This window comes from Micromonospora sp. NPDC049171 (assembly GCF_040648275.1).
GTDB lineage: Bacteria > Actinomycetota > Actinomycetes > Mycobacteriales > Micromonosporaceae > Micromonospora.
In genome coordinates this window covers 20,004-44,191 of record NZ_JBEZDJ010000009.1, presented here as the reverse complement: position 1 = coordinate 44,191, position 24,188 = coordinate 20,004, and the positions used below count along the sequence as shown (strand labels likewise).

The following is a 24,188-nucleotide window of genomic DNA, read 5'->3' as shown; positions in this document are numbered from 1 at the left end:
GGGGGTCACCTCTTCATTGGCATCGTTCACATCGACGCAACGTCGAAGTGTTGTGTCCGACACAGTAGGAGCGCGTTGTGCCGCGTGTCCAGAGCTTCAACCGTTCCGAGATGAACTTTTGTCCGAAAGAACAAAAGCTACTAGTCGATCAAGAAAAGGATCACGGGCCGCCCGCGTCCGCTCGCCCGCAGTTCCATCGACACACACGAAATCGCCCCGCCAGTCGATCTTCACTGGCGGGGCGGCGGTGGGCTGCGGGGACGGTCGGTGCGGGGCACGCCGGTCGGTGCGGGGCCGCCGGTCGGTCCCGGCGCGGGGCGCGGGCGCTGCGGGAGGCCGTCAGCGGCGGTTGGCGGCGTTGCGCTTCTTGCGGAGCTTGCGGTCGTCGCGCAGCTCGACGTACGGCTCGTCGTCGACGCCATGGCCGGCCGCGATGGCGCGGCCCCGCTCCAGCTCGGCGTCGAACTCGGCGCCCAGCAGGATCGCGATGTTGCTCAGCCACAGCCAGACCAAGAAGATGATCACCCCGGCCAGCGCCCCGTACGTCTTGTCGTACGAGCCGAAGTTGCTCACGTAGAGGGCGAACACGCCGGAGATCACCAGCCAGATCACCACGGCCAGCACACCACCCGGGCTGACCCAGCGGAAGCCGCCGTGCCGGGCGTTCGGTGAGGCCCAGTAGAGGATCGCGAACATCAGGCTGACCAGGATCAGCAGCACCGGCCACTTGGCGACGTCCCACACCGTGACCGCCGCCGAGCCGAGGCCGACCACGTCCCCCACCGTCTCGGCGAGGCGGCCGGTAAAGACCACGATCACCGCACTGGCCAGCAGCAGCACCCCGACCACCGCGGTCACGCCGAGCCGGATGGGCAGCGTCTTCCAGATCGGCCGACCCTCCGGTACGTCGTAGATGCTGTTCGAGGCGCGCATGAACGCCCCGATGTAGCCGGACGCCGACCAGAACGCGGCCACCACACCGGCGATCGCCGCGATGCTGGCCAGGCTGCCGTTCTTGTCCGCCGCGGTGATCGCGTCGACGATGATCTGGCGGATGCTGCCCTCCGGCACCGCCTGGTTGACGGTGTCCTTGACCCCCTCGGTGGCGCCCGCGCCCAGCAGACCGAGGATCGAGATCAGCACCAGCAGGCCGGGGAAGATGGACAGCACCCCGTAGTAGGTGAGCGCCGCCGCCCAGTCGGTCAGGCTGTCGTCCTGGAATTCGCTGACCGTGCGCCGCAGTGCCGCCTTCCAGCCGCTGCCGGGTAGGTCGGTGGGGCTGTCCGGCCCCGCGTCGGGCCCGACCGGCGCGCTGGCGTCGGCAGGCGTCCGGCGGGCGGCAGACTCGTCCGAGGCCATCGCCCCTCCTCACACGTCGGTGGTGGTGTCACCTCCGACATGCCCCGTGGACCCGCGCCGATAACCCGGACCGCGTACGGCGTTTCGGCCTCTGATCACCTCGGCTTTCGGGAAGTCGGGGTGTCAACGTTGCCTCGATGCCCCGACTTCATGAAATCCGAGTCGATCTCGGAGCGGCGGTGGGTGATCCCCCGGAGGCATCGGCGACCCCTAACACCCCAGACAACACCCCAGACACCACCGCCCTAATAGCGCGCCGACCGGACCATGATCATCGCGGCTGGCTCGGGCCGCCAGCACCATCGGGTCCTTGCATTTCTTTCCGGGCAATGAGGTTGGCCGGGATTCCGCAACACTCGGCTGGCCAGCCCGATAACAAGAAGGTCACACTGGCAAGTTTTTTCGGCTGGTGACCGGGCAGGATCGAACCTGACCAAGCCCGCCAAAGCAGCACCAAGCCGGCGCGCAGAGACGGTTGATGTGACTGTCGGTGATCACACGTTGGGGATGCGTATCTGTTGGCGCCCACCACTCACCGCGACCGCGAGCGGGACCACACAGCCTGCACGACCTGCCGAATCGTCGCTGTATGAGACTGTTGCCGACACGAAATCCATTCGGCAAATCGGCATTCTCAGGGATTCCCCTCACGAAAGAATAGTCACCCACAGCAATCACGGTCAACAATATTCCCATACAGCGCAGTCCCCCGTATTGTCCCCCAGCGTGTCATCAGCGCACCCCGTTCAGGACTCCGTCCCCTCGCCCCGAGGCGACGACGTGCCCGCATCGGTCGACGTCGACGAACGGCCACTGAGGCCACCCGCCGAGAAGGGTCCAGCGGCCGAACCCACCCCCGTGGCCATCGGCGGGCAGCCCGACCCCGAGTTGACCGCACAGTTCGAGGATGAGAAACCGGGCCGGGTGTTCACCGGGCCACTCGGCTTCTTCCTCGCCGGCGTCACCCTCGCCGTCGCTCTCCTCGCCATCTACCAGGTCTTCTTTCCGCTGGCGCAGGGCAGCAAGTTCTACCTGATCATCTTCCTCGCCGGCGTCCTGCCGATGGTCTTCCTGGCGTACCCGTCGGGAGTGCGCCTGCCCCGACGAGGCACACCGGCAGCGCCGACCGACCCGGCGAGCAGCCCGACGACCCGGATGCGCCCCACCCCGGTCGACTGGGTGCTCGCCGTGGCCGCGTTGCTGAGCTGCCTCTACCCGGTGCTACCGGTGTCCGTCGGTACGGGTGGCGGCGGATACGACGCCTTCCTCGATCGACAGGGGCTGCTCGACCCGGTCGACCTGGTGCTGGGCACCGTGCTGCTGGTCCTGCTGCTGGAGGCGTGCCGCCGGACCACCGGCTGGATCCTGCCGGCGGTCTGTCTGCTCTTCCTGGCCTTCGGCTACTACGGCGGGCTGCTACCGCAGTCCTGGCCAGTGGCCCATGCCGGCCTCGACTTCGGGCAGCTCATCGACGCCTTCTACAACTCCGACAGCGGCTTCTACGGCACCCCACTGGACGTGGCCGCCTCGTACATCGTGCTCTTCACCATCTATGGCGCGGTGCTGGACCTCTCCGGCGCTGGCCGCTTCTTCGTGGAACTCTCCGCCGCCGCGTTCCGCCGCTCCCGAACCGCACCGGGACGCACCGCGGTGGCCGCCGGCTTCCTCCTCGGAACCGTCTCCGGGTCGGGTGCGGCCACCACGGTCAGCATCGGCTCGGTCACCTGGCCGATCCTGCGCCGAGCCGGCTATCCGCCGGAGCGGGCCGGCGGCATGCTCGCCGCCGCCGGCGTCGGCGCGATCCTGTCGCCGCCGACGCTGGGGGCCGCCGCGTTCATCATCGCCGAGTACCTCGGCGTCTCGTACCTCCAGGTGCTCGGCTGGGCCACCGTGCCGACCCTGCTCTACTACCTGGGCATCCTGCTCGCGGTGGAGATCGACGCCCGCCGCTCCGGGGTACGTCGGGTCACGATCGACGCCGGATCGGCCTGGTCGCTGCTGGCCCGCTTCGGCTACCACTTCCTCTCGCTGATCGTGATCGTCGTGATGCTCGCCCTTGGCGCCTCGGCGACCAGGGCCGTGGTGCTGGCCACCACGTTGGCGGCCGTGCTCTCCTTCCTGGACCGGCGGCACCGACTCACCCCCGCACGCCTGGTCGAGGCGCTCACCAACGGAGTGCGCGGAGTGCTGGCGGTCAGCGCGGTCTGCGCCGCTGCCGGCATCATCACCGCCACCACCACCAAGACCGGCCTCGGCCCGCAGGCCGCGGCGCTGTTGCTCAGCGGCGCCCAGGCGGTCAGCTCCAACCCGTTCGTCGTGCTCCTGCTCACCGCCGTGCTCGCCGCACTCGCGCTCACGCTGCTCGGCCTGGCCGTGCCGGTCACCGCCTCGTTCGTGATCGGCTGGGTGATCATCGGGCCCGCGCTGCTCAACCTGGGCGTCGACGCACCCGCCGCGGCGATGTTCGTCTTCTACTTCGCGGTGCTCTCCGAGGCCTCGCCGCCGACCGCGCTCGCCGCGGTGGCCGCCGCCGCCGTCACCGGCGGGCGACTGGTCCCGACCATGTGGCAGACCCTGCGGTACGCGCTACCCGCGTACCTCATCCCGATCGCCTTCGTGCTCACGCCTACCGGGCTCGGGCTGCTCGGCATCGGCGGGGTGGACCGCATCCTGCTGGCCGGCCTGACCACCGCGCTCGGAGTCGCGGTGCTCGCGGTGGCGGCCGGTGGATGGCTGCCCGGCATCGGCCCAGCCGGAAAACCCGAGCGGATCGTCGGCGCGCTCGCCGGGCTGGTTCTGCTGTGGCTCGAACCTGTCCCCGTCATGGTCGGCGCCGCCCTGGTCGCGCTCACCGTGGCGGGTGTTCTGCTCCGTCGCAGGACGGCCAACCGGACGGCCGCCGCCGACAGGGGCGTCAACCAGATAGACCATCAGGAGGAGAACAGGTGAGACGGATCAACGTGCGAATAGCCGCGAGTCTCGGGGCAGTCACCCTGATCGCGGCCGGCGTCGCCGGCTGCGGGGGCCGTCAGAAGAGTGCGGCCACCGACGACACCTCCAGCGCGGTCGGCTGCGAGGTCACCAAGGACACCCGGGTCGGCATCGCCACCGGCAACGCCACCGGGGTCTACTACGTCGTCGGCAACGCGCTCGCCGGGCAACTCGCCACGGCCAGCGGTGGCAAGCTCACCGGCACCGCCGCCGAGACCGGCGCCTCGGTGCAGAACATCGAGCAACTCGTCGCCGGACAGTACGACGTCGCCTTCTCGCTCTTCGACACCGCGGTCAACGCGACGCAGGGCAAGGGGACCTTCAAGGGGCCGCAGCCGGTGAAGGCGCTCGCGCGGATCTACGACAACTACACCCAGGTCGTCGTCCGGGCCGACTCGGGAATCACCTCGGTCGCCGAGATGAAGGGCAAGAAGATCTCCACCGGCTCGCCCAAGTCGGGCACCGAGGTCATCGCGCAGCGGCTGCTCACCGCGGCCGGCCTCGACCCGGCAAAGGACATCCAGGCGCAGCGGCTCGACCTGACCAAGACCGTCGACGGCATGAAGGACGGCAGCGTCGACGGCTTCTTCTGGTCCGGCGGCACCCCGACCGGCGGCGTCACCGACCTCTTCACCACCGCGGCCGACAAGGTGAAGTTCATCGACATCAGCCCGCTGCTGCCGAAGATGGCCGAGCTGAACCCCGCGTACCAGGCCGGGACGATCACCAAGGACGTCTACAAGACTCCCGCCGACGTCCCGACCATCGTGGTGCCGAACGTGCTGCTGGTCCGCGACGACCTCGACGCCAACGTCGCCTGCGTCATCACGAAGACCGTGTTCGAGAAGAAGGACGCCCTCAGCCAGGCCAACCCGGCGGCCAAGGGCATCGACCTGGCGAACGCACGCAAGACCGACCCGGTGCCGCTGCACCGTGGGGCGGAGACGGCACTGACGAAGCTGAGCGCCGCAAGCTGATCCGATCATCCCGGCCCGGGCCCAGCGCCCGGGCCGGGCACCACCCCGACCCGGGAGACCCCGTGCCGCTCCCCGCCCACGTACGCCAGCACCGCTCCGGCGGTGTTCTCGAGAACCTTCGCTCGATCCGCACCCAGCTACTCGCGCCGATCCTGGTGACCATCATCAGTCTGACCGTGCTCGGTGCCGCGCAGACCAGCGCCGCGCTCGACGCCAGCGCGGACGCCGAGCGGGCCCGTGTCCTCTCCGGCACCGCCACCGTCACCGTCCAGTTGGTCCACGAACTGGAGCGGGAACTCGGCGAAACGGCGGCGCTGCGCCAACGTGGCGGCACCGCCGGACGGCCCCTCGTGGACGCCCAGCGGCGTCGCGTCGACGCCGCCGTCGAGCGGTTCCGCTCCGCCGATGAGCAGGCCCGGGAGTCGGTGCCCGAGCTGACGTCGGTGCTCGGCAGGGCCAGAGGTCAACTCGAACAGCTCTCCCCCAACCGCGCCCTGGCGCTGACCGGCACGGAGGCGGACCCGGCGTACGCCCGCACCGTCGAGTCCCTGCTGGCTGTCGCGGACGCGCTGCCGGCCCAGTTGCGGGACCCGGAGTTGGCGAACGCCGCCCGGGAGGTCGCCTCCGTCGCCACCCAGGAGCACCTGGCCTCCGTCGAACGTGACCTGCTGCGTGCCGTCTTCGTCCGGGGCCGGCTCAACCCCGGCGAGCTTGCCCGGCTCGGTTCGCTCAACGGTGCCCAGGAGCAGCGCGAGGCCGAGTTCCTCCGGATCGCGACCGACACGGCGGGCAGTTCCTGGGCCCGGCTGCTGACCGGCGGTGACGTGGAGACGGCCCGCACCATGCGGGACGCGGTGCTGGAGACCGACGGTGGCGCCCAGGCGATGAAGACCGACGGCGACGCCTGGTTCGTGGCGCAGAGTGGCACGCTGCGCCGGTACAACCTGCTCGGCCGTGAACTCTCCGAGGATCTCGACCGCGACGCCGCGGCGCTGGCCCGCGACACGCTGAGGACGGCGCTGCTCACCGGTGGGGTGACCGGTGCCGTGGCGCTCGGCTCGCTGATCACGGCCGTGGTGCTGGCGATACGGATCAGCCGGCGGTTGAGCCGCCTCCGGGCCGCGGCGTTGGCCATGGCGAACCACGAGCTACCGGAGCGGATCACCGCCATCGCCGCCGGTGCGCAGCGCCCGGACGAGAGCGCCGCCGGCGCGGCCACCGCCGCGATCGCGCGTGGCCACGACGAGGTCGCCCAGGTCGCCGCGGCCTTCGGCACGGTCAGCCAGGCCACGCTGCGCCTCGCCGGCGCGCAGGCCGAGTTGCGCCTGGACATGACGCGGATGGCCGAGGCGCTGGCCCGGCGGATCCGCACCCTGATCACCCGCCAGCTACGGCTGCTCGACGACTTCGAGCGTGAGGAGACCGACCCCCGGATCCTCGAACGCCTCTTCGCACTGGATCACCTCGCCGCCCGGCTGCGTCGCAACGGGGAGAACCTGCTGGTCCTCTCCGGCGGCGAACCGAGCCGGGGGCACGAGGCTCCGCTGCACCTGGAGGACGTGGTCCGGGCGGCGGCCTCGGAGATCGAGCACTATCCCCGGGTGGAGCTGAACCTGCCGGCGGCCGGGGTGCAGGGCGCGGCGGTCGGCAGCCTGGTGCACCTGCTCGCCGAACTGCTGGAGAACGCCACCGTCTACTCACCGCCGCACACGCCAGTGCTTGTCGACGGCCGGCACACGGTGGACGGGCTGCTGCTGCGGGTCCACGACCACGGGATCGGCATCCGGCCGGGCCGGCTGGCCTCGATCAACGAGCGGCTCGCGAGCCCAGCCATGATCAGCAGTGCGGCGGCCGGCAGCATGGGGTTGCACGTGGTGGCTCACCTGGCCGTCCGGTACGGGATCCGGGTGCAGCTCTACAGCACCGGCACCGGCACCATCGCCCAGGTGGAACTCCCCGACCTGCTGTTGACCCGGATCGAGACGGTCGCCCATCACCAGCCCGTGGCGGGTCGGCCGCTGGCCGGACGGCCGGCGGCCTGGTTCCGGCCGACCAGCGACGCCACCGCCGGGGCACGGCCACTCGTCGCCGCCCAGGGCGCGGCGGGCGGGCAGGCTCGCGGCGTCGCCGCGGTACCGCCGCCCACCGGGCCGCTTCCGGGCGCTGCGCCCCTGCCGCCGCCCACCGGGCCGCTTCCTGGCACTGCGCCCCTGCCGCCGCCGGCTGCCCCGCCAACCCCGCAGCTCACCGCCGGTGGGCTGCCTCGTCGGAGCCGCGGTGACTCACTGCCCACGCAGTTGCCCACGCACGTGCCCCCACCACCGTCCCCCGTCAGCGAGTCGGATCTGCTCGATCCCGAGGTGGTCCGGCGTCGCCTCTCCGCCCTCGCCGAGGGCGTTGCGAGCGCCGCCCGCTCCAACCCGTACACGACACCCAACGGGAGAATTCGATGAACCCACCGGTGACAACAGGCCTGGACTGGCTGCTCGCGAACTTCGTGGACCAGGTTCCGGACGTGTCGCACGCCCTCGCGGTCTCCGAGGACGGGCTTCGACTGGCCGCCTCCCCGCACCTCTCGATCGACCAGGTCGACCAGCTCGCCGCCGTGATCAGCGGACTGGCGAGTCTGACCGTCGGCGCGGCTCGGCTGATGTCCGCCGGCCGCGTACGCCAGCAGATCGTCGACATGGACGGCGGTGTGCTGCTGGTGATGGCGGTCGGCTCACGCGCGTTGCTCGGCGTGCTCGCGGCACCCGGTTGTGACCTCGGCCAGATCGGCTACGAAACCGCGACCCTGGTGCAGCGGGTGGCCGAGGCCCTGGAGCCGGCGGTTCGCCGGTGACCACACGGGTGCGGCGGCTGGGGGCGGCGCTGCTGCTGGCCGTGCTCGTCGCTGGTTGCGGCGGCGAATCGTCCACATCGGACGCCTGGCACGGCGGGCGGATCTTCCTGGCCACCGGCAACACCACAGGCGTCTACTACCAACTCGGCGGCGGTTACGCGGACCTGATCAATCGACATCTGCCCGGCTACGAGGCACGGGCCGAACCGACCGGCGCCTCGGTGGAGAACATCAACCGCCTGACCAGCGGCGACATGGAGATCGCGTTCAGTCTCGCCGACACCGCGGCCGACGCCATCGCCGGAAAGGGCGCGTTCGACGGGAAGCCGCAGTCGGTCCGCGCGCTGGCCCGCATCTACAGCAACTACACCCACCTGATCGTGCGCGCCAACAGCAAGATCGAGACCGTCGCCGACCTGCGCGGCAAGCGGGTCTCCACCGGCTCGCCGAAGTCCGGCACCGACATCATCGCCGGCCGGCTGCTCACCGCGGCCAATCTCGATCCGGACCGCGACGTGCGACGGCTCACCCTGTCACTGCCCGAGACGGTGAAACAGATGCGGGCCGGCAGCCTGGACGCCATGTTCTTCTCCGGTGGTCTGCCCACCCCCGGCATCAAGGACCTGCTCACCAGCTCGCCCGGTGTGTTCCGGCTGCTACCGCTGGACACCCTCCTCCCGCCGCTGGAAAAGGGCTACGGCCCCGTCTACACCACCTCGACGCTGACCGCCAACGTCTACAACACGGCGACTGACGCGCCCACCATCACCGTGGCGAACGTGATCCTGGTCAGCGCCGACATGCCCGACGGCCTGGCGTACGACCTCACCCGGACGCTCTTCGAACACCAGGCAGAGCTGATCGCCGTCCATCCCGAGGCAGCGAACTTCACCCGGGCCAGTGCCGCGCTGAGCGAGCCGATCCCGCTGCATCCCGGCGCCAGCCGCTACTACCGGGGGAGTTGAGCGACCGAGCGTGCGCTCACAGGTCGCCGGGCGCCGTGGCGGCGCGGGCCACGCCGACCAAGCGGTCGGTCTCGGCGAGCAGGGCCTCGTCGTCCGCCGGGGTGCCGGGATCCAGACGGACCGTCCAGGTCAGACCGTCGGCCCCGGCCACACGGCGGGCCGCGACCCGCGCCGCGCCGCCGGGCACCGGCTGGTGCTCGGTGTACGCGACCGAGCGGGTCACCCGGGCCCGCACCTGGTGCGGCAGCTCACCCGGGTCGAGCAGCAGGTAGGTCTCGGCCGGGCCGTCGGCGACCACCGTGTAGCCGTCGCGCTCGACGACTGCCTCGGCGGGCGTGACTGTCAACTGCCGGCCGGACCAGACGGCCTTGAGGATGGTGTGCCAGCCGAGCCGGTGCCCCCGACCGGGCAGCCACAGCCCGAGGTTGCTGGCGACCACCACCCCGTCGCCCTCGCCGTTGCCGGCAGCCGCCCAGGCCAGCACCCGCTCGTCGGGGGTCAGCGGCGGCCGGCTGGCCGGTGGCAGCTTCGGCTTGCGGCTGAACAGTCCCATCTAGAGGCCTCCCGCAGCCTGCTCGCGTAGTGCCCGCGCGTGCTGCTCCAGGGACAGCAGCTCACCGAACGCGGCGAAGTACTCGTCCTTGTTGTTGACCGGGTTGATCCGCTGGATGCGCGACTTGATGTCCCGGATGCGGGAGGTCACCGACCCGAACTGCACCCGGGCCATGGTGATCGACACGTAGCGCGGGTCTGCTTCCCCGTCGATGCGCAGCGGCTCCACCGCCAACTCGCCGACAAGTGCCGCCGCGGCCAGGTCGTCGCAGGCGTCCCGGACCGACTCGATCCAGACCGCGCCGCCGGTCGCCGACGCGGCACCACCGGCCGCCGCGATGGCCGCCCGCACCGCCACGTGCACCGGGTGGCGGTATTCGGTCGACTCGACCGCGTCGAACATGGGCCCGGCCAGGACTGGCTGCTGGAGGGCGAGTTTCAGCGCCTCCCGCTCGACCATCGACTGGGGGCTGTCCAGGGCCGGCTCGGGGCGAGCCGAGGTGGGCCGGGCGGCGGGGGCGGCGTCGCGGGTGCCCGACGGCGGGGTGTTGGCGGCGGCGAGCACCGCCCGCTGCACCGGCTCGATCTCCATCCCGAGGTCCATGGCGAGTTTGCGGACGTACTCCGGGCGCTTTTCCCGGTCCTTGAGGCGCGCGACAAGCGGCGCGGCGTGGCGCATCGCCTCGACCCGGCCGTCGACGGTGTCCAGGTCGAAGCGGCCGATCACGTGCCGCAGCGCGAAGTCGACGAGCGGCTCGCGGCGGGCGACCAGGTCCCGCACGGCCAGGTCGCCCTTGGCCAGCCGCAGATCGCACGGGTCCATGTTGTCCGGGCTGACCGCGATGAACGTGCGCCCGACGAAGCGCTGGTCGTCCTCGAAGGCCCGCAGCGCGGCCTTCTGGCCGGCCGCGTCACCGTCGAAGGTGAAGATGATCTCGCCGACCACCTCGTCGCTGTCGAACAGCAGCCGCCGCAGCACGGAGATGTGGTCCGCCGCGAAGGCGGTGCCGCAGGTCGCCACCGCCGTGGTCACCCCGGCGAGGTGGCAGGCCATCACGTCGGTGTACCCCTCGACGATGACCGCCCGACCCTGCTTGGCGATCTCACGCTTGGCCTGGTCGATGCCGTAGAGCACGTGCGACTTCTTGTAGATCGGCGTCTCGGGGGTGTTCAGGTATTTCGGGCCGTCGTCGTCGTCGAAGAGCTTGCGCGCGCCGAAGCCGATCACGTCGCCGGCGAGGTCACGGATCGGCCAGAGCAGCCGGCGGCGGAACCTGTCGATCAGGGTGCCGGAGCGCGACTCCCGGGACAGCCCGGCGGTGACCAGCTCCTGGTGGGTGAAACCCTGCTGGCGCAGGTGCTTGGTGAGCAGGTCCCAACCCTCCGGAGCGAAGCCGCAGCCGTAGCGCTCGGCGGCGGCCCGGTCGAAACCCCGTTTGGCCAGGAACTCCCGTGCCGGCCGGGCCCCGGCCGTGCTGAGTTGCGCCCGGTAGAACTCGACGGCGGCGGCGTGCGCGGCGACCAGGCGCTGCCGTTGGCCCTGCTGCGGCCGGGGGCGTGGGGTGCCCCGGTCGTCCTCGATGTAGCGCAGTTGGATGCCGGCACGGCCGGCCAGCCGCTCGACCGACTCGACGAAGCTGAGGTGGTCGGCGTCCATCAGGAACTTGATCGCGTCGCCGCCGGCCCCGCAGCCGAAGCAATACCAGACATTGCGGGCCGGGGAGACGTTGAACGACGGGCTCTTCTCGTCGTGGAACGGGCACAGACCCTTGAGGTTGCCGCCACCGGCGGACTTGAGGGTGACCGTCTCGGAGATCACATCCCCGATCGAGGTGCGTTCCCGGACCAGTGCGATGTCCTCGTCCCGGATCCGCCCAGCCATGCGCCACCCCCTCGGCGTACATCCTGCCCTGCCGGGCCGACGACACGCCGGCCGGGGGATGCCGGTGTGGCGGCCACCGCTGCCGGCTGGGCGGTTCCGGCCCGCCGGCCGGGCCCGCACGGGGACCATGACCAGATGCGCAGGGTACGCACCGACGCCCCCCACCTGCCGAGCCGGCTAGCCGCCCGGATGGGGCTCCGTGGGCAGACCCCGCAGACCGACGAGGCCGGCCACCGGCACGCCACCTGGTTGGAGCTCTTCCTCGACCTCATCTTCGTGTACGCGCTGGCGGCGGTGGTGGCCCGGCTGGGCAACGAGCCGACCCCGTCGCCGACGGCGGTGCTGGCGGTGATCGGGCTCTTCGTGGTGATCCAGTGGGCCTGGATCGGGCAGGTCTACTACGACACCCGGTTCGACCCGGACGACGCGTTGCACCGGCTGCTGGTGCTCGTCGCACTTGTCGGCGCGGGCGCGATGACGCTCGGGGTCGACGAGGTCCCGGAGAGCGTGCTCCTGCCGGTCGGCTACCTGATCGTGCGGGGCGTGCTGCTCCTGCTGTACCTGCGGGCCCGCCCGACCAGCTCGATGGCCCGCCTGGTGACGACGATCTACCTGATCGGCTTCGGGTCGGGCTGGCTGATCTGGCTGGTGTCGCTGACCCTGCCCACCGAACTGCGCCCGGTCCTGTGGATCGTCGCCATGGTCATCGAACTGGCCACACCCTGGGTCGGGGCGCGGTGGCTCAACCGCTGGCCGGTGGACAACCGGCACCTGCCGGAACGCATCGGCCAGTTCACCATCATCGTGCTGGGCAGCGCGCTGGCCAGCCTGCTCTTCGCGGTGCCGGACCACCCCCCGCCGCACATGATCCTCACCGCCGCGATGGCCTTCCTCATCCCGGCGGCCGTCTGGTGGGTCTACACCACCTTCGTGACCACCCGCCTGCTCCAGAGTCGGCTGCGCGGTGGGCAGGCGTACAGCTTCCTGCACATTCCGCTCGGCGGCGCACTGCTGCTGCTCGGGTGGTCGCTCGGCCAGGTGGTCCGGCTTGTCGACGCCAACGCGGCCCGGCTGCCGCTGGAGCTGCGGCTGCTGCTGGGCGCGTCGATGGTGGTCTGGACGTTGTGTGGCCTGGCCCTGTACTGGCTGTGGACCCGACCGAGCATCGCCCGGTTGGCGATCGCCGCCTACGGGGTGCTCTCGGTCGGCCTGATCACCGCGCTCGTGCACCGACCGAGGGTGCTGCTGTCGCTGCTCGCCCTGGCGGTCGTCGGGTACGCCGTGCTGCTCAGCCGACGACTCGCCCGAGCCGGCGAGGCGAACCGCACGCCCGAGGGCTGACTCAGGCGGCGGTGGCCTCCTCGGCGGCCACCTGGTTGTTCCAGTCGGCCTTGGTGGAGCGCCAACCCTCGTCGTCCATGCCGCGCCGCCAGTAGCCGGAGATGGAGAGCCGGTCGAGGGGTACGCCCCGCTCGCCGCGCAGCAGCCGGCGCAGGTCCCGGACGAAGGCGGCCTCGCCGTGCACGAACGCGTGCACGTGCCCGGCCGGGAACTGCAACGCCCGTACCGCCTCGACAAGCGCCGCGCCCACCGGGCGGTCGCCCCGGTGCAGCCAGGTCAGCTCGACCGCGCCGGGGCTGAGCAGCTTCTGCTCGTCCGCCGGGTCGGCGATCTCCACGAAGACGTGGGCCGGCGCACCCAGCGGCAGCCGCTCGCACGCGGCGGCGATCGCCGGCAGGGCACTCTCGTCGCCGACCAGCAGGTGCCAGTCCGCGTCCGGGCTCGGCGCGTACGCCCCGCCGGGGCCGACGAAGTGCACCGGGTCACCCGGACGCAGCGCGGCGGCCCACGGGCCGGCCAACCCCTCGTCGCCGTGGTGCACCACGTCCACGGTCAGCTCCTCGGCCAGCGGGTCCCACCGCCGCACGGTGTACGCGCGCAGCCGGGGCCACTGCTCCCGGGGCAGGTCCCGGCGGATCGCGGCGAGGTCCAACGGCTGCGGGTACGCGACACCGGGCTGCGGGAACACCAGCTTGATGTAGTGGTCGGTGAACTCGCCCACCGGCAGGCCGGTCAGCTCGTCCCCACCGAGGACGAGCCGGATCAGGTGCGGGGTGGGCCGCTCGGTGCGCAGCACGTGGACCGAGGTGACGTTCCTGGGGCGCTCCGTCATGCCAGTTAGGCTAGCCTAAGCTGACTCGTGACGGTTCGGCGGTGTGCCGTTACCGGCCAGGCGGGTGTGCCAGGTCACCGCCGCCGGGTCGGTGAGCGAGGCGACCTGGTCGATCACCACCCGCAGCCGGGCGGCGTCATCCCCCGCCGCCCGCCACATCGGCGCGAAGATCGGATCGAGCCCGTCCGGCGCACGCCGGAGCAGCGCGGCCACCAACTCGGCGAGCATCGTCCGCTGCCGTTCGTAGCGGCCCCGGAAACCGGAACGCCGCATCACGTACCGCAGGGCGATGCCCTTGAGCAGCGCGCACTGGGCCCGGACCAGCCTCGGCACCACCAGATCCGCGTCGTAGCGGCGGTGCGGGCCGGGGCCGGAGCGCTCCTCCGTGGCGGCCACCGCCGCCGACACGAACCGGCCGGTCAGCCCACTGGTGGTGGCCTTCAACGCGACCTGGGCGCGGTGGCTGCCGTCGTAACCGACAAGCGGGGCCAGCAGCGGGTCGGCCAGCAGGTCCACCAGCACCCCGGCCAGGTCGTCCGCGGACTCGTCGGAGTACGCGGCGGCCACGTCGGCGCACAGCGCGGCCCGCTCGTCCGCGTCCACGAGCAGCGGACCCACCGTCACGTACCCGCCGTGGATGCCGTCCTCCACGTCGTGCACCGAGTACGCCACGTCGTCCGCCCAGTCCATCACCTGCGCCTCCAGGCAGCGCCGGTCGCCGGGAGCACCGGCCCGGATCCAGCCGAAGACCGCCGCGTCGTCGGCGTACACCCCGAACTTGCGCTGCCCCGGGCGGCGCGGCCAGGGGTACTTGCCGATCGCGTCCAGCGACGCGCGGGTCAGGTTCAGGCCGGCGGACGAGCCGTCCGGGGCGAGCACCTTCGCCTCCAACCGGGTCAGCACCCGCAACGTCTGCGCATTGCCCTCGAAGCCGCCACAGGGCGTGGCCAGCAGGTCCAGAGCGGACTCGCCGTTGTGCCCGAACGGCGGATGCCCGAGATCGTGGGCCAGCCCGGCGACGTCGACCACGTCCGGATCGCAGCCCAACCGGGCGCCCATCTCCCGGGCGATCTGCGCCACCTCCAACGAGTGCGTCAGCCGCGTGCGCAGGAAGTCGTCAGTGCCGGCGGTGTGCACCTGGGTCTTGGTGGCCAGCCGACGAAACGCCGCCGAGTGCAACACGCGGGCGCGGTCCCGCTCGTACGGTGAGCGGCGATGCCCGGTGTCCTTGGGCGCCTCCCGCACCAACCGCGCGTCCGCCGCGCCCGGCTCACCGCTCACCGCTCACTGCTCACTGCTCACTGCTCACGCAGGACGCAGAACTCGTTGCCCTCCGGGTCGGCCAACACCGTCCAGTCGGAGTCACCCTGGCCGATGTCGACGTGCCGGGCGCCCATGTCGACGAGCCGTTCGACCTCGGCCTCCAGGTCGGCGGGGCGCAGGTCGAGGTGCAGCCGGTTCTTGTGGTCCTTGCCGTCGGTCACGGGCACGAAGACCAGGCCGGGCAGGCGGTCGGCGGACTGGCGGATCTCCACCTCACCCGGCTTCTCGGTGACGATCTGATAGCCGAGCGCCTCGGCCCACCAACGGGCCAGTCGCGCCGGGTCACGGGCATCGACGGTGAGGCTCTCCCAGACGCTTGTCATTCAGTCACCCTTCCCGTTCGACGGTGTACGCAATCGGCCGTTTGCGAGCGAGCCAAGGTTACGCCCGTCCCGGCTGCCCGACGCGACCCCGACGCGTCGACGAAGTGTCCACAACCACCGATCGGCCCGGAGTTGTGGACCGACTGCCGTGCGTTACGGGCTCGCGAGCGGAGATGGCCACCGGTAGCGTTCCCAGCGCGGAACGTGACCAGCCAACCGACACGCAGATCCCGACCGGTGAGGGAGCAACTCGTGGACGCAGACACGGTGGTGGGTACGGAACTACGCGGGCTGCGCCGACGTCGACCCGAGGTCGCCGGGACGGTGCTGGCCGGCACCGACGGGCTGCTCATCTCCAGCGACCTGCCCAGCACCGACGCCACCCACCTCGCCGCGCTGGCCGCCGCCAGTTTCGGGCTCGGCCACCGGGTGGCCGACACCGTCCGGCGTGGCGAGTTCCGGGAGTCGGTGGTCCACACGACGGCCGGCTGCGTGGTGACCTACCCGGCCGGGCGCACCGCTCTGCTGACCCTGGTCACCGTGTCGGCACCGGACAACCTGGAGGAGCTGCACCGGGAGGCTCGGGCGGTGGCCCGACGGGCCGGTTCGGTGCTGGACACGCGCATCGGTGGTGGCGGCGCCAGCGCGGTTCCGCATGGGCACGCGCCGCTCGCCGTGCGTACCCCGATGGCGACCCTGCCCACGCAGTCGCGCCGCTCGGCCCGCCCGTCCTGGCGTCGCCCGCCGATCTGATCGGCGGTGCCGGCGGCGGCCGGGCCGCCGCCGGCCCACGTCAGCGGCTGTCCGACCCGCCGGTCTCCACGACGGCCCGACCGGCCTCCAGCCGGGCCACCGGCACCCGGAACGGCGAGCAGGACACGTAGTCCAGGCCGACCTCGTGGAAGAAGTGCACCGAGTCCGGGTCGCCGCCGTGCTCACCGCAGACCCCGAGCTTCAGCCCGGGTCGGGCGGCCCGGCCCTCCTCGGCGGCGATCCGCACCAGCCGGCCGACGCCGTCGCGGTCGATCGACTCGAACGGCGAGATGCCGAAGATGCCCAGCTCCAGGTAGCGCCAGAAGAACGCGCCCTCGACGTCGTCGCGGGAGAAGCCCCAACCCATCTGGGTCAGGTCGTTGGTGCCGAAGGAGAAGAACTCTGCCGCCTCGGCGATCTGCCCGGCGGTCAGCGCCGCCCGGGGCACCTCGATCATGGTGCCGATCAGCACCTCGACGCCGCTGTCACCGACCACCTCGGCGATGATCTTCTCGGCCTCGGCGCGGACCGTCTCCAACTCCTGCACGGCCCCGACCAGCGGCACCATGATCTCCGGCTTCGCCACGCCACCGCCGCGGGCGCAACTGACCGCCGCCTCGGCGATGGCCCGGACCTGCATCGCGAACAGGCCGGGAATGACCAGGCCGAGGCGCACGCCCCGCAACCCGAGCATCGGGTTCTCCTCGTGCATCCGCCGGACGGCGGCCAGCAGCGCCTCCTCCTTGGCGACGTCCTCGCCGCGCTCCTGGGCGACCGCCACGTTGACCGCGAGCTGCTCCAACGGCGGCAGGAACTCGTGCAGCGGCGGATCGATCAACCGGACGGTGACCGGCAGACCGTCCATCTCCCGGAAGATCTCCTCGAAGTCGGCCCGCTGCAACGGCAGCAGCGCCGCCAGCGCCGCTTCCCGCTCCCCCGGGGCCCGGGCCAGGATCAGCCGCTCGACCAGCTCCCGCCGGTCGCCGAGGAACATGTGCTCGGTGCGGCACAACCCGATGCCCTCGGCGCCGAAGCGCCGGGCCCGGGCCGCGTCCGCACCGGTGTCGGCGTTCGTGCGGACCGCCAGCCGCCGCTTGCCGTCGGCGTGCGTCATGATCCGGTGTACGGCCCGGACCAGCGGGTTGTCGATGTGCTCCGGGTCGAGGCTGCCCTCGAAGTACTGCACCACCTCCGACGGCATGACCGGCACCTCGCCGAGGTAGACCTTGCCGGTGGTGCCGTCGATGGAGATGACGTCGCCCTCGCTGACGGTCTGCCCGGCCACGGTGAACCGCTTCGCCGGCACGTTCACGTCGATGTCGTCGGCACCGGAGACGCAGGTCTTGCCCATGCCCCGGGCCACCACGGCGGCGTGGCTGGTCTTGCCGCCGCGCGAGGTGAGGATGCCCTTCGCGGCGATCATGCCGTTCAGGTCGTCCGGGTTGGTCTCCCGGCGGACCAGGATCACCGACCTCCCCTCGGCGGCCAGCTCGACGGCCCGTGCGGAGGTGAAGACCACAGCGCCGGACGCCGCGCCGGGCGAGGCGCCGATGCCCGTGGCGACCGGCTGAAACTCGTGGTCGAGCTGGAAGCGGGGGAACATCAGCTGGGCCAGTTGCGCGCCGTTGACCCGGTGCAGCGCCTCGTCCAGGTCGATCAGGCCCTCGTCGACGAGTTGACCGGCGATGACGAACGCGGCGGCGGCCGTGCGCTTGCCGACCCGGGTCTGCAACATCCACAGCTTGCCGCGCTCGATGGTGAACTCGATGTCGCACAGGTCCTTGTAGTGCTCCTCCAACCGGGCCATGATGCCCAGCAGCTCGTCGTAGGAAGCCCTGTCGAGCTGCCCCAACTCCTGCAACGGCACGGTGTTGCGGATGCCGGCGACCACGTCCTCGCCCTGGGCGTTGGCCAGGTAGTCGCCGTAGATGCCCTGCGCGCCACTGGCCGGGTCACGGGTGAACGCGACGCCGGTGCCGGAATCCGGGCCGAGGTTGCCGAAGACCATGGTCACCACGTTGACCGCGGTGCCGAGGTCGGCCGGGATGCGCTCCTGGCGGCGGTAGAGCACCGCGCGCTCGGCGTTCCACGACTCGAAGACCGCCCGGATGGCGAGGTCGAGCTGTTCGCGCGGCTGCTGCGGGAACTCCCGACCGGTGTGTTTCGAGAAGATCTTCTTGTACGCGTCGACGAGCCCACGCAGGTCGTCCGCGTCCAGGTCCAGGTCGTCGTGCGTACCCTTGGCGCTCTTGATCTCGTCGAGCGCGTGCTCGAACTCCTCGCCCGGCACCTCGCAGACGGTCTTGCCGAACATCTGGATGAGTCGCCGGTAGGAGTCCCAGGCGAACCTGTCGTTCTGCCCCGCCTGTGCCGAGAGCCCGACCACGCTCTGGTCGTTGAGGCCGACGTTGAGGACGGTCTCCATCATGCCGGGCATGGAGAACTTGGCCCCGGAGCGGACCGAGACCAGCAGTGGGTCCCGCGGGTCGCCGAGACGTTTGCCCATCGCGCGCTCCAGCGACTCCAGGTGCGCCTCGATCTGACCGGCGAGCCCGTCCGGCTGCCGGCCCGTCGCGAGGTACGCCTGGCAGGCCTCGGTGGTGATGGTGAACCCGGGGGGAACGGGCAGGCCGAGATTGGTCATCTCGGCGAGGTTCGCCCCCTTGCCGCCGAGCAGGTCCTTCAGGTCCTTGTTGCCCTCGGAGAAGTCGTAGACGTACTTGTGGTCGACGGTCTCTTGCGCTGCCACCAAAGCCTCCACACACGCAACGGGAAACTTAACGAAGGTTCAGGCCGAAGGTTAGGCGAGCGTCGGGTGGCCTGCGACCGTTCGGTGACAATTGGCACAGCCATCACGACTATCCCTGTTCGTACCGGTTTCTGGGAACGCTTCCATGCGCACCATCACGCATCCCGGCCGAGCGTCGTACGCTTGACGGCACGCCAGCCGGTGAACCTCACTTTTGCCATAACCGACGCGAATACACCCCTCGGAGTCGCCGCCGTGTCGACCATCCCCTCCCCCACCCCCGCCACCGGCCCGGTGCCGCCACCGGCGCGGGAGTCGGACGCGGTCACCCTGGCCCAGACCGCCGAGCGGGCCGCCCACGAACTGCTCGCCCAGCCGGCACCGCACCTCGCCCAGCCGGCACCGCACCGGCTGGCCGACGTCGTGCCCGCTCCCGCGCAGGTCCAGCCGGCCCCGGCCGACGACTGGGTGTTACCGGCCGAAGCGGTCATCGTGGCCAGCGCCGACCCCGCCGCACTGGCCGTCGCCACGCAACTCGCCGAGCTGCTCCGGCCCGCCACCGGCTACCCGCTGCCGGTCACCCACTCCGCGCCGCCCGCCGACGCCGCTGCCCGTTCGCTGCCGGCCGCCGACACTGCCGGGCCGGTGCCGGCCGGGGGGATCGCGCTGGTGCTGGACGAGGCCGCCGATCTCGGCGCAGAGGGCTACCGACTCGACGTCGCCCGCGACGGGGTCCGCCTCACCGCCGCCACCGCCACCGGCCTCTTCCACGGCGTGCAGACCCTGCGCCAACTGCTGCCACCGGCCATCGAAAGCCCGACCCCGGTCACCGAACGCTGGGCGCTGCCCGGCGGGACCATCACCGACACTCCCCGCTTCCCCTACCGGGGCGCGATGCTCGACGTCGCACGGCACTTCTTCACCGTCGAGGACATCCTGCGCGTCGTGGACCACCTCGCCCGGTACAAGCTCAACCACCTGCATCTGCACCTCACCGACGACCAGGGTTGGCGGATCGCCGTCGACTCCTGGCCGAGGTTGACCTCCGTCGGTGGGGCGACCGAGGTCGGCGGTGGCCCCGGCGGGCACTACACGAAGGCCGACTACCGGCGGATCGTCTCCTACGCCGCCGCCCGCCATATCACCGTCGTCCCGGAAATCGACCTTCCCGGGCACACCAACTCGGCGCTCGTCGCGTATCCGGAACTGGCACCGGAGAAGATCGCACCACCGCCGTACACCGGCACCGAGGTCGGTTTCAGCTACGTCGACCCGGCCGACGAGCGCACGTACGACTTCATCACCGACGTGGTGGGCGAGGTGGCCGCGCTCACCCCGGGGCCGTGGCTGCACATCGGCGGCGACGAGGCGTTCAAGGTCAAGGGCGAGGTCTACACCGGTTTCGTCGAGCGGGTGCAGCGGATCGTGGCCGGCGTCGGCAAGACCGTCGTCGGCTGGCACCAGCTCGCACCGGCCGGGCACGTCGACGGGCGGGTGCTGCAGTGGTGGGGCACGACCGCCGACGACCCCACCACAGCCGAGGCGGTCCGGCGGGGCGCCCGCCTCATCGTGTCCCCCGGCAACCACGCCTACCTGGACATGAAGTACGCCCCGGACACCCCCATCGGGCACGACTGGGCTGGCCTGATCGACGTGCGCAAGGCGTACGACTGGGATCCGGGCACACACGTCGCAGACGTGCCCGCCACGGCTGTCCTCGGGGTGGAGGCCCCGCTCTGGACCGAGTCGGTCACCTCGCTGGCCGACATCGAGCTGCTGCTCCTGCCCCGACTCCCCGCCATCGCCGAGCTGGGATGGTCACCCCGGGTGACCCATGACTGGGCCGACTTCCGTGACCGACTGGCCGGTCAGGGCCCGCGCTGGGAGAGGGCCGGAATCACCTTCCACCGCGCACCCGAGGTGCCCTGGCCGAGCACCCCGACCATCCCCACCCAGCGCGACGCGACACCTACCGCAACCGCCACGCCCTGATCCCCGGCCCGGGGCGCGTGATCGCCGCAGACCGGCGTGATCGTCTCGGCTTTCATGGTGTCGAGGTATCCCCGGCATCCGGACACCGCGATTTCCGTGAACCCGAGTCGATCACACCGCCTCGCCCGGCCGTGTCGGTTCGCGAGGTGGGCACGGTGGGCGGGTTGTCGGGTTTGACCATCGGTGTCGGGTGGTCGGGGCCACTCCGGCGGCGGAATGGGGGGCCGGGCCGGGTCGTTATACCTGGCATGCCGCCGTAGCCCCCGGGCTCTGGTGTGCGGCAGCCCCCGGGAACACCCGCCGGGGTGCCACGGTTACACCCCCCGGACCCCGCCAGCATGGGCAGGGCCAACCCCCCGGATCAGCGCGGCGGAATGCCTCACCGCCCCGGGGTCGTTACACCCCCCGCAACGCTTCGAGCAGGTCCCCCCGGGATCGCCGGTGTTTGTGCGAACTTCCCCCTTGCACGTGCGGCACGCTCACCCCCGGGCGGGCCGTGCACCCCCGATGCAGAGGAGCACGCCATCATGCGTACCGATCTGATCCGTAAGACCGCTCTGACCGCCGCTGGGCTCGCCTTCACCGGTGGTGCCATCGCCGGACCCGTCACCACCGCGTTCGCCGCGCCGAGCACCGCCAAGCCCACCACCCAAACCCAAACCGACCGCAAGCCCAACGGTGAGCGTCAACTGGGCGTGCGCTACGAGGCGCAGCCGAACTTCTACTACTGCGGCCCCGCCGCCACCCGCAACGCCCTGTCCGTGCAGGGCAAGAACATCAACGTCGACGACATGGCCAAGGAAATGGGCACCACCGAGGCCGGCACCAACAGCATTAACGACATCACCCCGGTGCTGAACAAGGAAACCGGCAAGGCCGACGCCTACCACAGCGTCGAGATCAGCAAGCCCGACGCCGACACCACGCAGACCGACAAGCTGCGCGCCGACATCGTCAAGACCGTAGACAACGGCCGGGCCGTCGTCGCCAACATCGCCGGCACCAGCACCGACACCAACGGTGTCACCCACTCCTACGAGGGCGGGCACTACATCAGCGTCGTCGGCTACCACGACAACGGCACCACCGTCACCATCGCCGACTCCGCCGACCCGAACCAGGCCGCCTACGACATCACCGTCGAGCACCTCGCCGACTGGATCGCCACCCGCGGCTACGCCACCAGCTGACCCACACCCGCACAGGGCCGGACCCTCCAGGGGTCCGGCCCTGTTCGGCATAACCGCAAGCCGGAACGCACACGGTCCCGCGTCCGACGGGGCCTCGGCAGGCCGCCCGCCCGCGCGTCACGGCACACACCAACGGGTGCGGCTCAGCCGCCGGAGTCGTCCATTTCGGCACCCTCGGGGACGGCGTCGTCGTCCCGACTGGCCAGCCAACCCTCCGGCAGGAAGACCTTGCCCGGCGAGTTGGTGCGCCCCCGCGGCTGGCCCAGGGCGGTCACCGGGAACGGCTCCGCCGGATCGAGCTTGCCGAGCAGGTCGTCGAGCTGGGCCAGGCTTTCGATCATCGCCAGCGAGCGGCGCAGTTCGCCGCCGACCGGGAAGCCCTTGAGGTACCAGGCGACGTGCTTGCGGAAATCGGTGCAGCCGTCCCGCTCGCCCCGAGCCGGGTTGCGGGCGCCGGCCACGAACTGGTCGACAAGCAGCTCGGCGTGCCGGCGCATGGTCACCGCCACCTCGCCGAGGGTGGGCAGCCGTCGCTGCGGACGACCGTCGAAGGCGGCTTCCAGGTCGGCGAAGAGCCACGGGCGACCCAGGCAGCCACGCCCGACGACCACGCCGTCGACCCCGGTGTGCGCGACCATCCGCAGCGCGTCGTCGGCCTCCCAGATGTCGCCGTTGCCGAGCACCGGCACGTCGAGGGCCTGCTTCAGGGTGGCGATCGCGTCCCAGTCGGCGGTGCCCGAGTAGCGCTGCGCGGCCGTCCGCCCGTGCAGGGCCACCGCGGCCACGCCGGCCTCCTGGGCGGCGAGCCCGGCTTCGACGTACGTCAGGTGGTCGTCGTCGATGCCCTTGCGCATCTTCACCGTGACCGGCACCCCGGCCGGCGACGCGGCGTCCACCGCGGCCCGCACCAGCCGCGCGAAGAGCCGGCGTCGCCACGGCAGCGCCGCGCCGCCACCACGCCGGGTGACCTTGGGTACGGGGCAGCCGAAGTTGAGGTCGATGTGATCGGCCAGGTTGCGCTCGACGACGATCCGGACGGCGGCGGCGGTGATGTCCGGGTCGGTGCCGTAGAGCTGGAGGCTGCGCGGCTTCTCGTCGTCGCCGAACGCGATCATGCGCAGCGTCTTCGGGTTGCGCTCGACGAGCGCCCGAGTGGTGATCATCTCGCAGACGTAGATGCCGCCGCCCTGCTCACGGCAGAGCCGGCGAAAACCGACGTTGGTGATCCCGGCCATCGGCGCGAGCACCACCGGCGGCCACACCTGGTAGCCACCGAGGGTCAACGGGCGTCCAGGCGCCACCGCGACATCACTCACCCCGCAAGTATACGGAGGGGTTCCTCCCCCTATGCCCGCCGCCGGGCGGACGCTCGGGTCGACGCCCGGGGGCGACCCGAGCGGGCCTACCGGGACAGCCGTCGGGCGGTGCTGAAGCCTGTCCCGCTGGGCCCCGTGCAGGTCTGGAGCACGAGATCGTATCGGCTCGCCCAGTGCGGCATCGTGCCCCCCTTGCGCGGCTGCCAGCGGCGCCCGACCACCTGGTAGGTGCCCGCGCACGGTCCCGACACGACCCGCACCACCCGCCCCGCCGGGAGGTCGTCCAGCCACGCCCAACCCATGGTGTCGTGCCCCGCCAGGAGACACGTCGGCGAGGTCGTCCAGGTGACGAGCGCTCCGCGGTCGATCGCGGCCTGCGAGTGGATGGCCGTGACGGGGGCGAGACGTGTCGTGGGGGCCTGCGGGGGCGTACTGCGCGCACCACCGGCCGCACCGACGACCGGCGGGATGACGGGGGCCCGCGGGGACGCGCTGCGCGCGGGACCGCGGCGGGAGGCGACCCTCGGCTCAAGCCTCGCCTGGGCGGCCTCGATCATCCCCTCGGCGGACGGCGCGGCCAGCGCGGCCGGGTCGACCGAACCGGCCGACCCGCGTGACGCGGATGACACGTCCGGCGGGGCGGAGGCGGCAGCCTGGGCGGGGAGCACCTGGACGGCACCGCGGTGGGCGGTGGAGCCCGAGAGCGCCGGCAGTCCCGCGACGATTGCCGCCGCGGCGGTCACGCGGAGGACGAGAAGTCGCTTCGCCATGTCAACCCACCTTCTTCCGATCACGACCAAG

Annotated in this window: 17 protein-coding genes and 1 pseudogene; 9 read left to right on the top strand and 9 right to left on the bottom strand. The window is 71.5% G+C overall.

What is annotated here, in order from left to right; all coding sequences use genetic code 11:
- Positions 1-339: 339 nt before the first annotated feature.
- Positions 340-1,359: a YihY/virulence factor BrkB family protein gene (locus tag AB0B14_RS13605; protein WP_357070986.1), complete on the bottom strand. Its 1,020-nt coding sequence runs from the start codon at positions 1,357-1,359 to the stop codon at positions 340-342.
- Between the two features lie 858 nt (positions 1,360-2,217).
- Between AB0B14_RS13605 and AB0B14_RS13600 the strand changes: the two genes are divergently transcribed.
- The 5 genes from AB0B14_RS13600 (at position 2,218) to AB0B14_RS13580 (ending at position 9,134) form a co-directional block, all read left to right on the top strand.
- A complete protein-coding gene (locus AB0B14_RS13600) occupies positions 2,218-4,308 on the top strand; it encodes a TRAP transporter fused permease subunit (protein WP_357522693.1) in 2,091 nt (696 codons plus the stop codon).
- Positions 4,305-5,327 carry a TAXI family TRAP transporter solute-binding subunit gene (locus AB0B14_RS13595; RefSeq protein ID WP_357070989.1) on the top strand — a complete coding sequence of 341 codons (1,023 nt, stop codon included), beginning with the start codon at positions 4,305-4,307 and terminating at the stop codon, positions 5,325-5,327. Before AB0B14_RS13600 ends, AB0B14_RS13595 begins: the two co-directional genes overlap by 4 nt.
- Positions 5,328-5,389: 62 nt before the next feature.
- Positions 5,390-7,780 carry a nitrate- and nitrite sensing domain-containing protein gene (locus tag AB0B14_RS13590; protein ID WP_357522595.1) on the top strand — a complete coding sequence of 797 codons (2,391 nt, stop codon included), beginning with the start codon at positions 5,390-5,392 and terminating at the stop codon, positions 7,778-7,780.
- Complete coding sequence (locus AB0B14_RS13585; protein WP_357070995.1) at positions 7,777-8,169, top strand: roadblock/LC7 domain-containing protein; 393 nt, start codon at positions 7,777-7,779, stop codon at positions 8,167-8,169. Before AB0B14_RS13590 ends, AB0B14_RS13585 begins: the two co-directional genes overlap by 4 nt.
- Positions 8,166-9,134 carry a TAXI family TRAP transporter solute-binding subunit gene (locus AB0B14_RS13580; protein ID WP_357070998.1) on the top strand — a complete coding sequence of 323 codons (969 nt, stop codon included), beginning with the start codon at positions 8,166-8,168 and terminating at the stop codon, positions 9,132-9,134. The genes AB0B14_RS13585 and AB0B14_RS13580 overlap by 4 nt, the downstream gene beginning before the upstream one ends.
- 16 nt (positions 9,135-9,150) lie before the next feature.
- On the opposite strand, the gene AB0B14_RS13575 is transcribed toward AB0B14_RS13580, so the two are convergent.
- Together AB0B14_RS13575 and dnaG are read right to left on the bottom strand one after the other, a co-directional pair.
- Entirely contained in the window at positions 9,151-9,687 is a 537-nt protein-coding gene (locus AB0B14_RS13575; protein ID WP_357071001.1) for a hypothetical protein, read from the bottom strand.
- Positions 9,688-11,590, bottom strand: a pseudogene (gene dnaG / locus AB0B14_RS13570) (DNA primase).
- A 113-nt stretch (positions 11,591-11,703) separates the two neighbouring features.
- Here dnaG and AB0B14_RS13565 point away from each other — a divergent pair.
- Entirely contained in the window at positions 11,704-12,909 is a 1,206-nt protein-coding gene (locus tag AB0B14_RS13565; RefSeq protein ID WP_357071004.1) for a low temperature requirement protein A, read from the top strand.
- Position 12,910: 1 nt separating this feature from the next.
- Here the strand turns inward: AB0B14_RS13565 and AB0B14_RS13560 are convergent, their stop codons facing one another.
- From AB0B14_RS13560 to AB0B14_RS13550, 3 genes are read right to left on the bottom strand one after another with little or no spacing between them, the layout of a single operon-like run.
- Complete coding sequence (locus AB0B14_RS13560) at positions 12,911-13,741, bottom strand: siderophore-interacting protein (RefSeq protein ID WP_357071007.1); 831 nt, start codon at positions 13,739-13,741, stop codon at positions 12,911-12,913.
- A gap of 15 nt (positions 13,742-13,756) precedes the next feature.
- Positions 13,757-15,022 (bottom strand): deoxyguanosinetriphosphate triphosphohydrolase, encoded by a 1,266-nt coding sequence (locus AB0B14_RS13555; RefSeq protein WP_357522594.1) that lies wholly within the window; start codon positions 15,020-15,022, stop codon positions 13,757-13,759.
- Positions 15,023-15,039: 17 nt separating this feature from the next.
- Entirely contained in the window at positions 15,040-15,387 is a 348-nt protein-coding gene (locus tag AB0B14_RS13550; RefSeq protein WP_357071013.1) for a VOC family protein, read from the bottom strand.
- Between the two features lie 252 nt (positions 15,388-15,639).
- Here AB0B14_RS13550 and AB0B14_RS13545 point away from each other — a divergent pair, with 252 nt between their 5' ends.
- Entirely contained in the window at positions 15,640-16,140 is a 501-nt protein-coding gene (locus AB0B14_RS13545) for a roadblock/LC7 domain-containing protein (protein ID WP_357522593.1), read from the top strand.
- 40 nt (positions 16,141-16,180) lie between these two features.
- Here AB0B14_RS13545 and ppdK read toward each other — a convergent pair whose 3' ends face one another.
- Entirely contained in the window at positions 16,181-18,889 is a 2,709-nt protein-coding gene (gene ppdK, locus AB0B14_RS13540; protein WP_357522592.1) for a pyruvate, phosphate dikinase, read from the bottom strand.
- Between the two features lie 255 nt (positions 18,890-19,144).
- Here ppdK and AB0B14_RS13535 point away from each other — a divergent pair, with 255 nt between their 5' ends.
- Positions 19,145-20,881, top strand: a complete 1,737-nt coding sequence (locus AB0B14_RS13535; protein WP_357522591.1) for a family 20 glycosylhydrolase — start codon at positions 19,145-19,147, stop codon at positions 20,879-20,881.
- Between the two features lie 527 nt (positions 20,882-21,408).
- Positions 21,409-22,071: a C39 family peptidase gene (locus AB0B14_RS13530; RefSeq protein ID WP_357522590.1), complete on the top strand. Its 663-nt coding sequence runs from the start codon at positions 21,409-21,411 to the stop codon at positions 22,069-22,071.
- 143 nt (positions 22,072-22,214) lie between these two features.
- Here the strand turns inward: AB0B14_RS13530 and dusB are convergent, their stop codons facing one another.
- Together dusB and AB0B14_RS13520 are read right to left on the bottom strand one after the other, a co-directional pair.
- Positions 22,215-23,387, bottom strand: a complete 1,173-nt coding sequence (gene dusB / locus AB0B14_RS13525) for a tRNA dihydrouridine synthase DusB (RefSeq protein ID WP_357077207.1) — start codon at positions 23,385-23,387, stop codon at positions 22,215-22,217.
- Between the two features lie 86 nt (positions 23,388-23,473).
- The gene (locus AB0B14_RS13520; RefSeq protein WP_357522589.1) at positions 23,474-24,157 is read right to left on the bottom strand and encodes a hypothetical protein; all 684 of its coding nucleotides are present in this window, start codon (positions 24,155-24,157) and stop codon (positions 23,474-23,476) included.
- Positions 24,158-24,188: the final 31 nt, after the last annotated feature.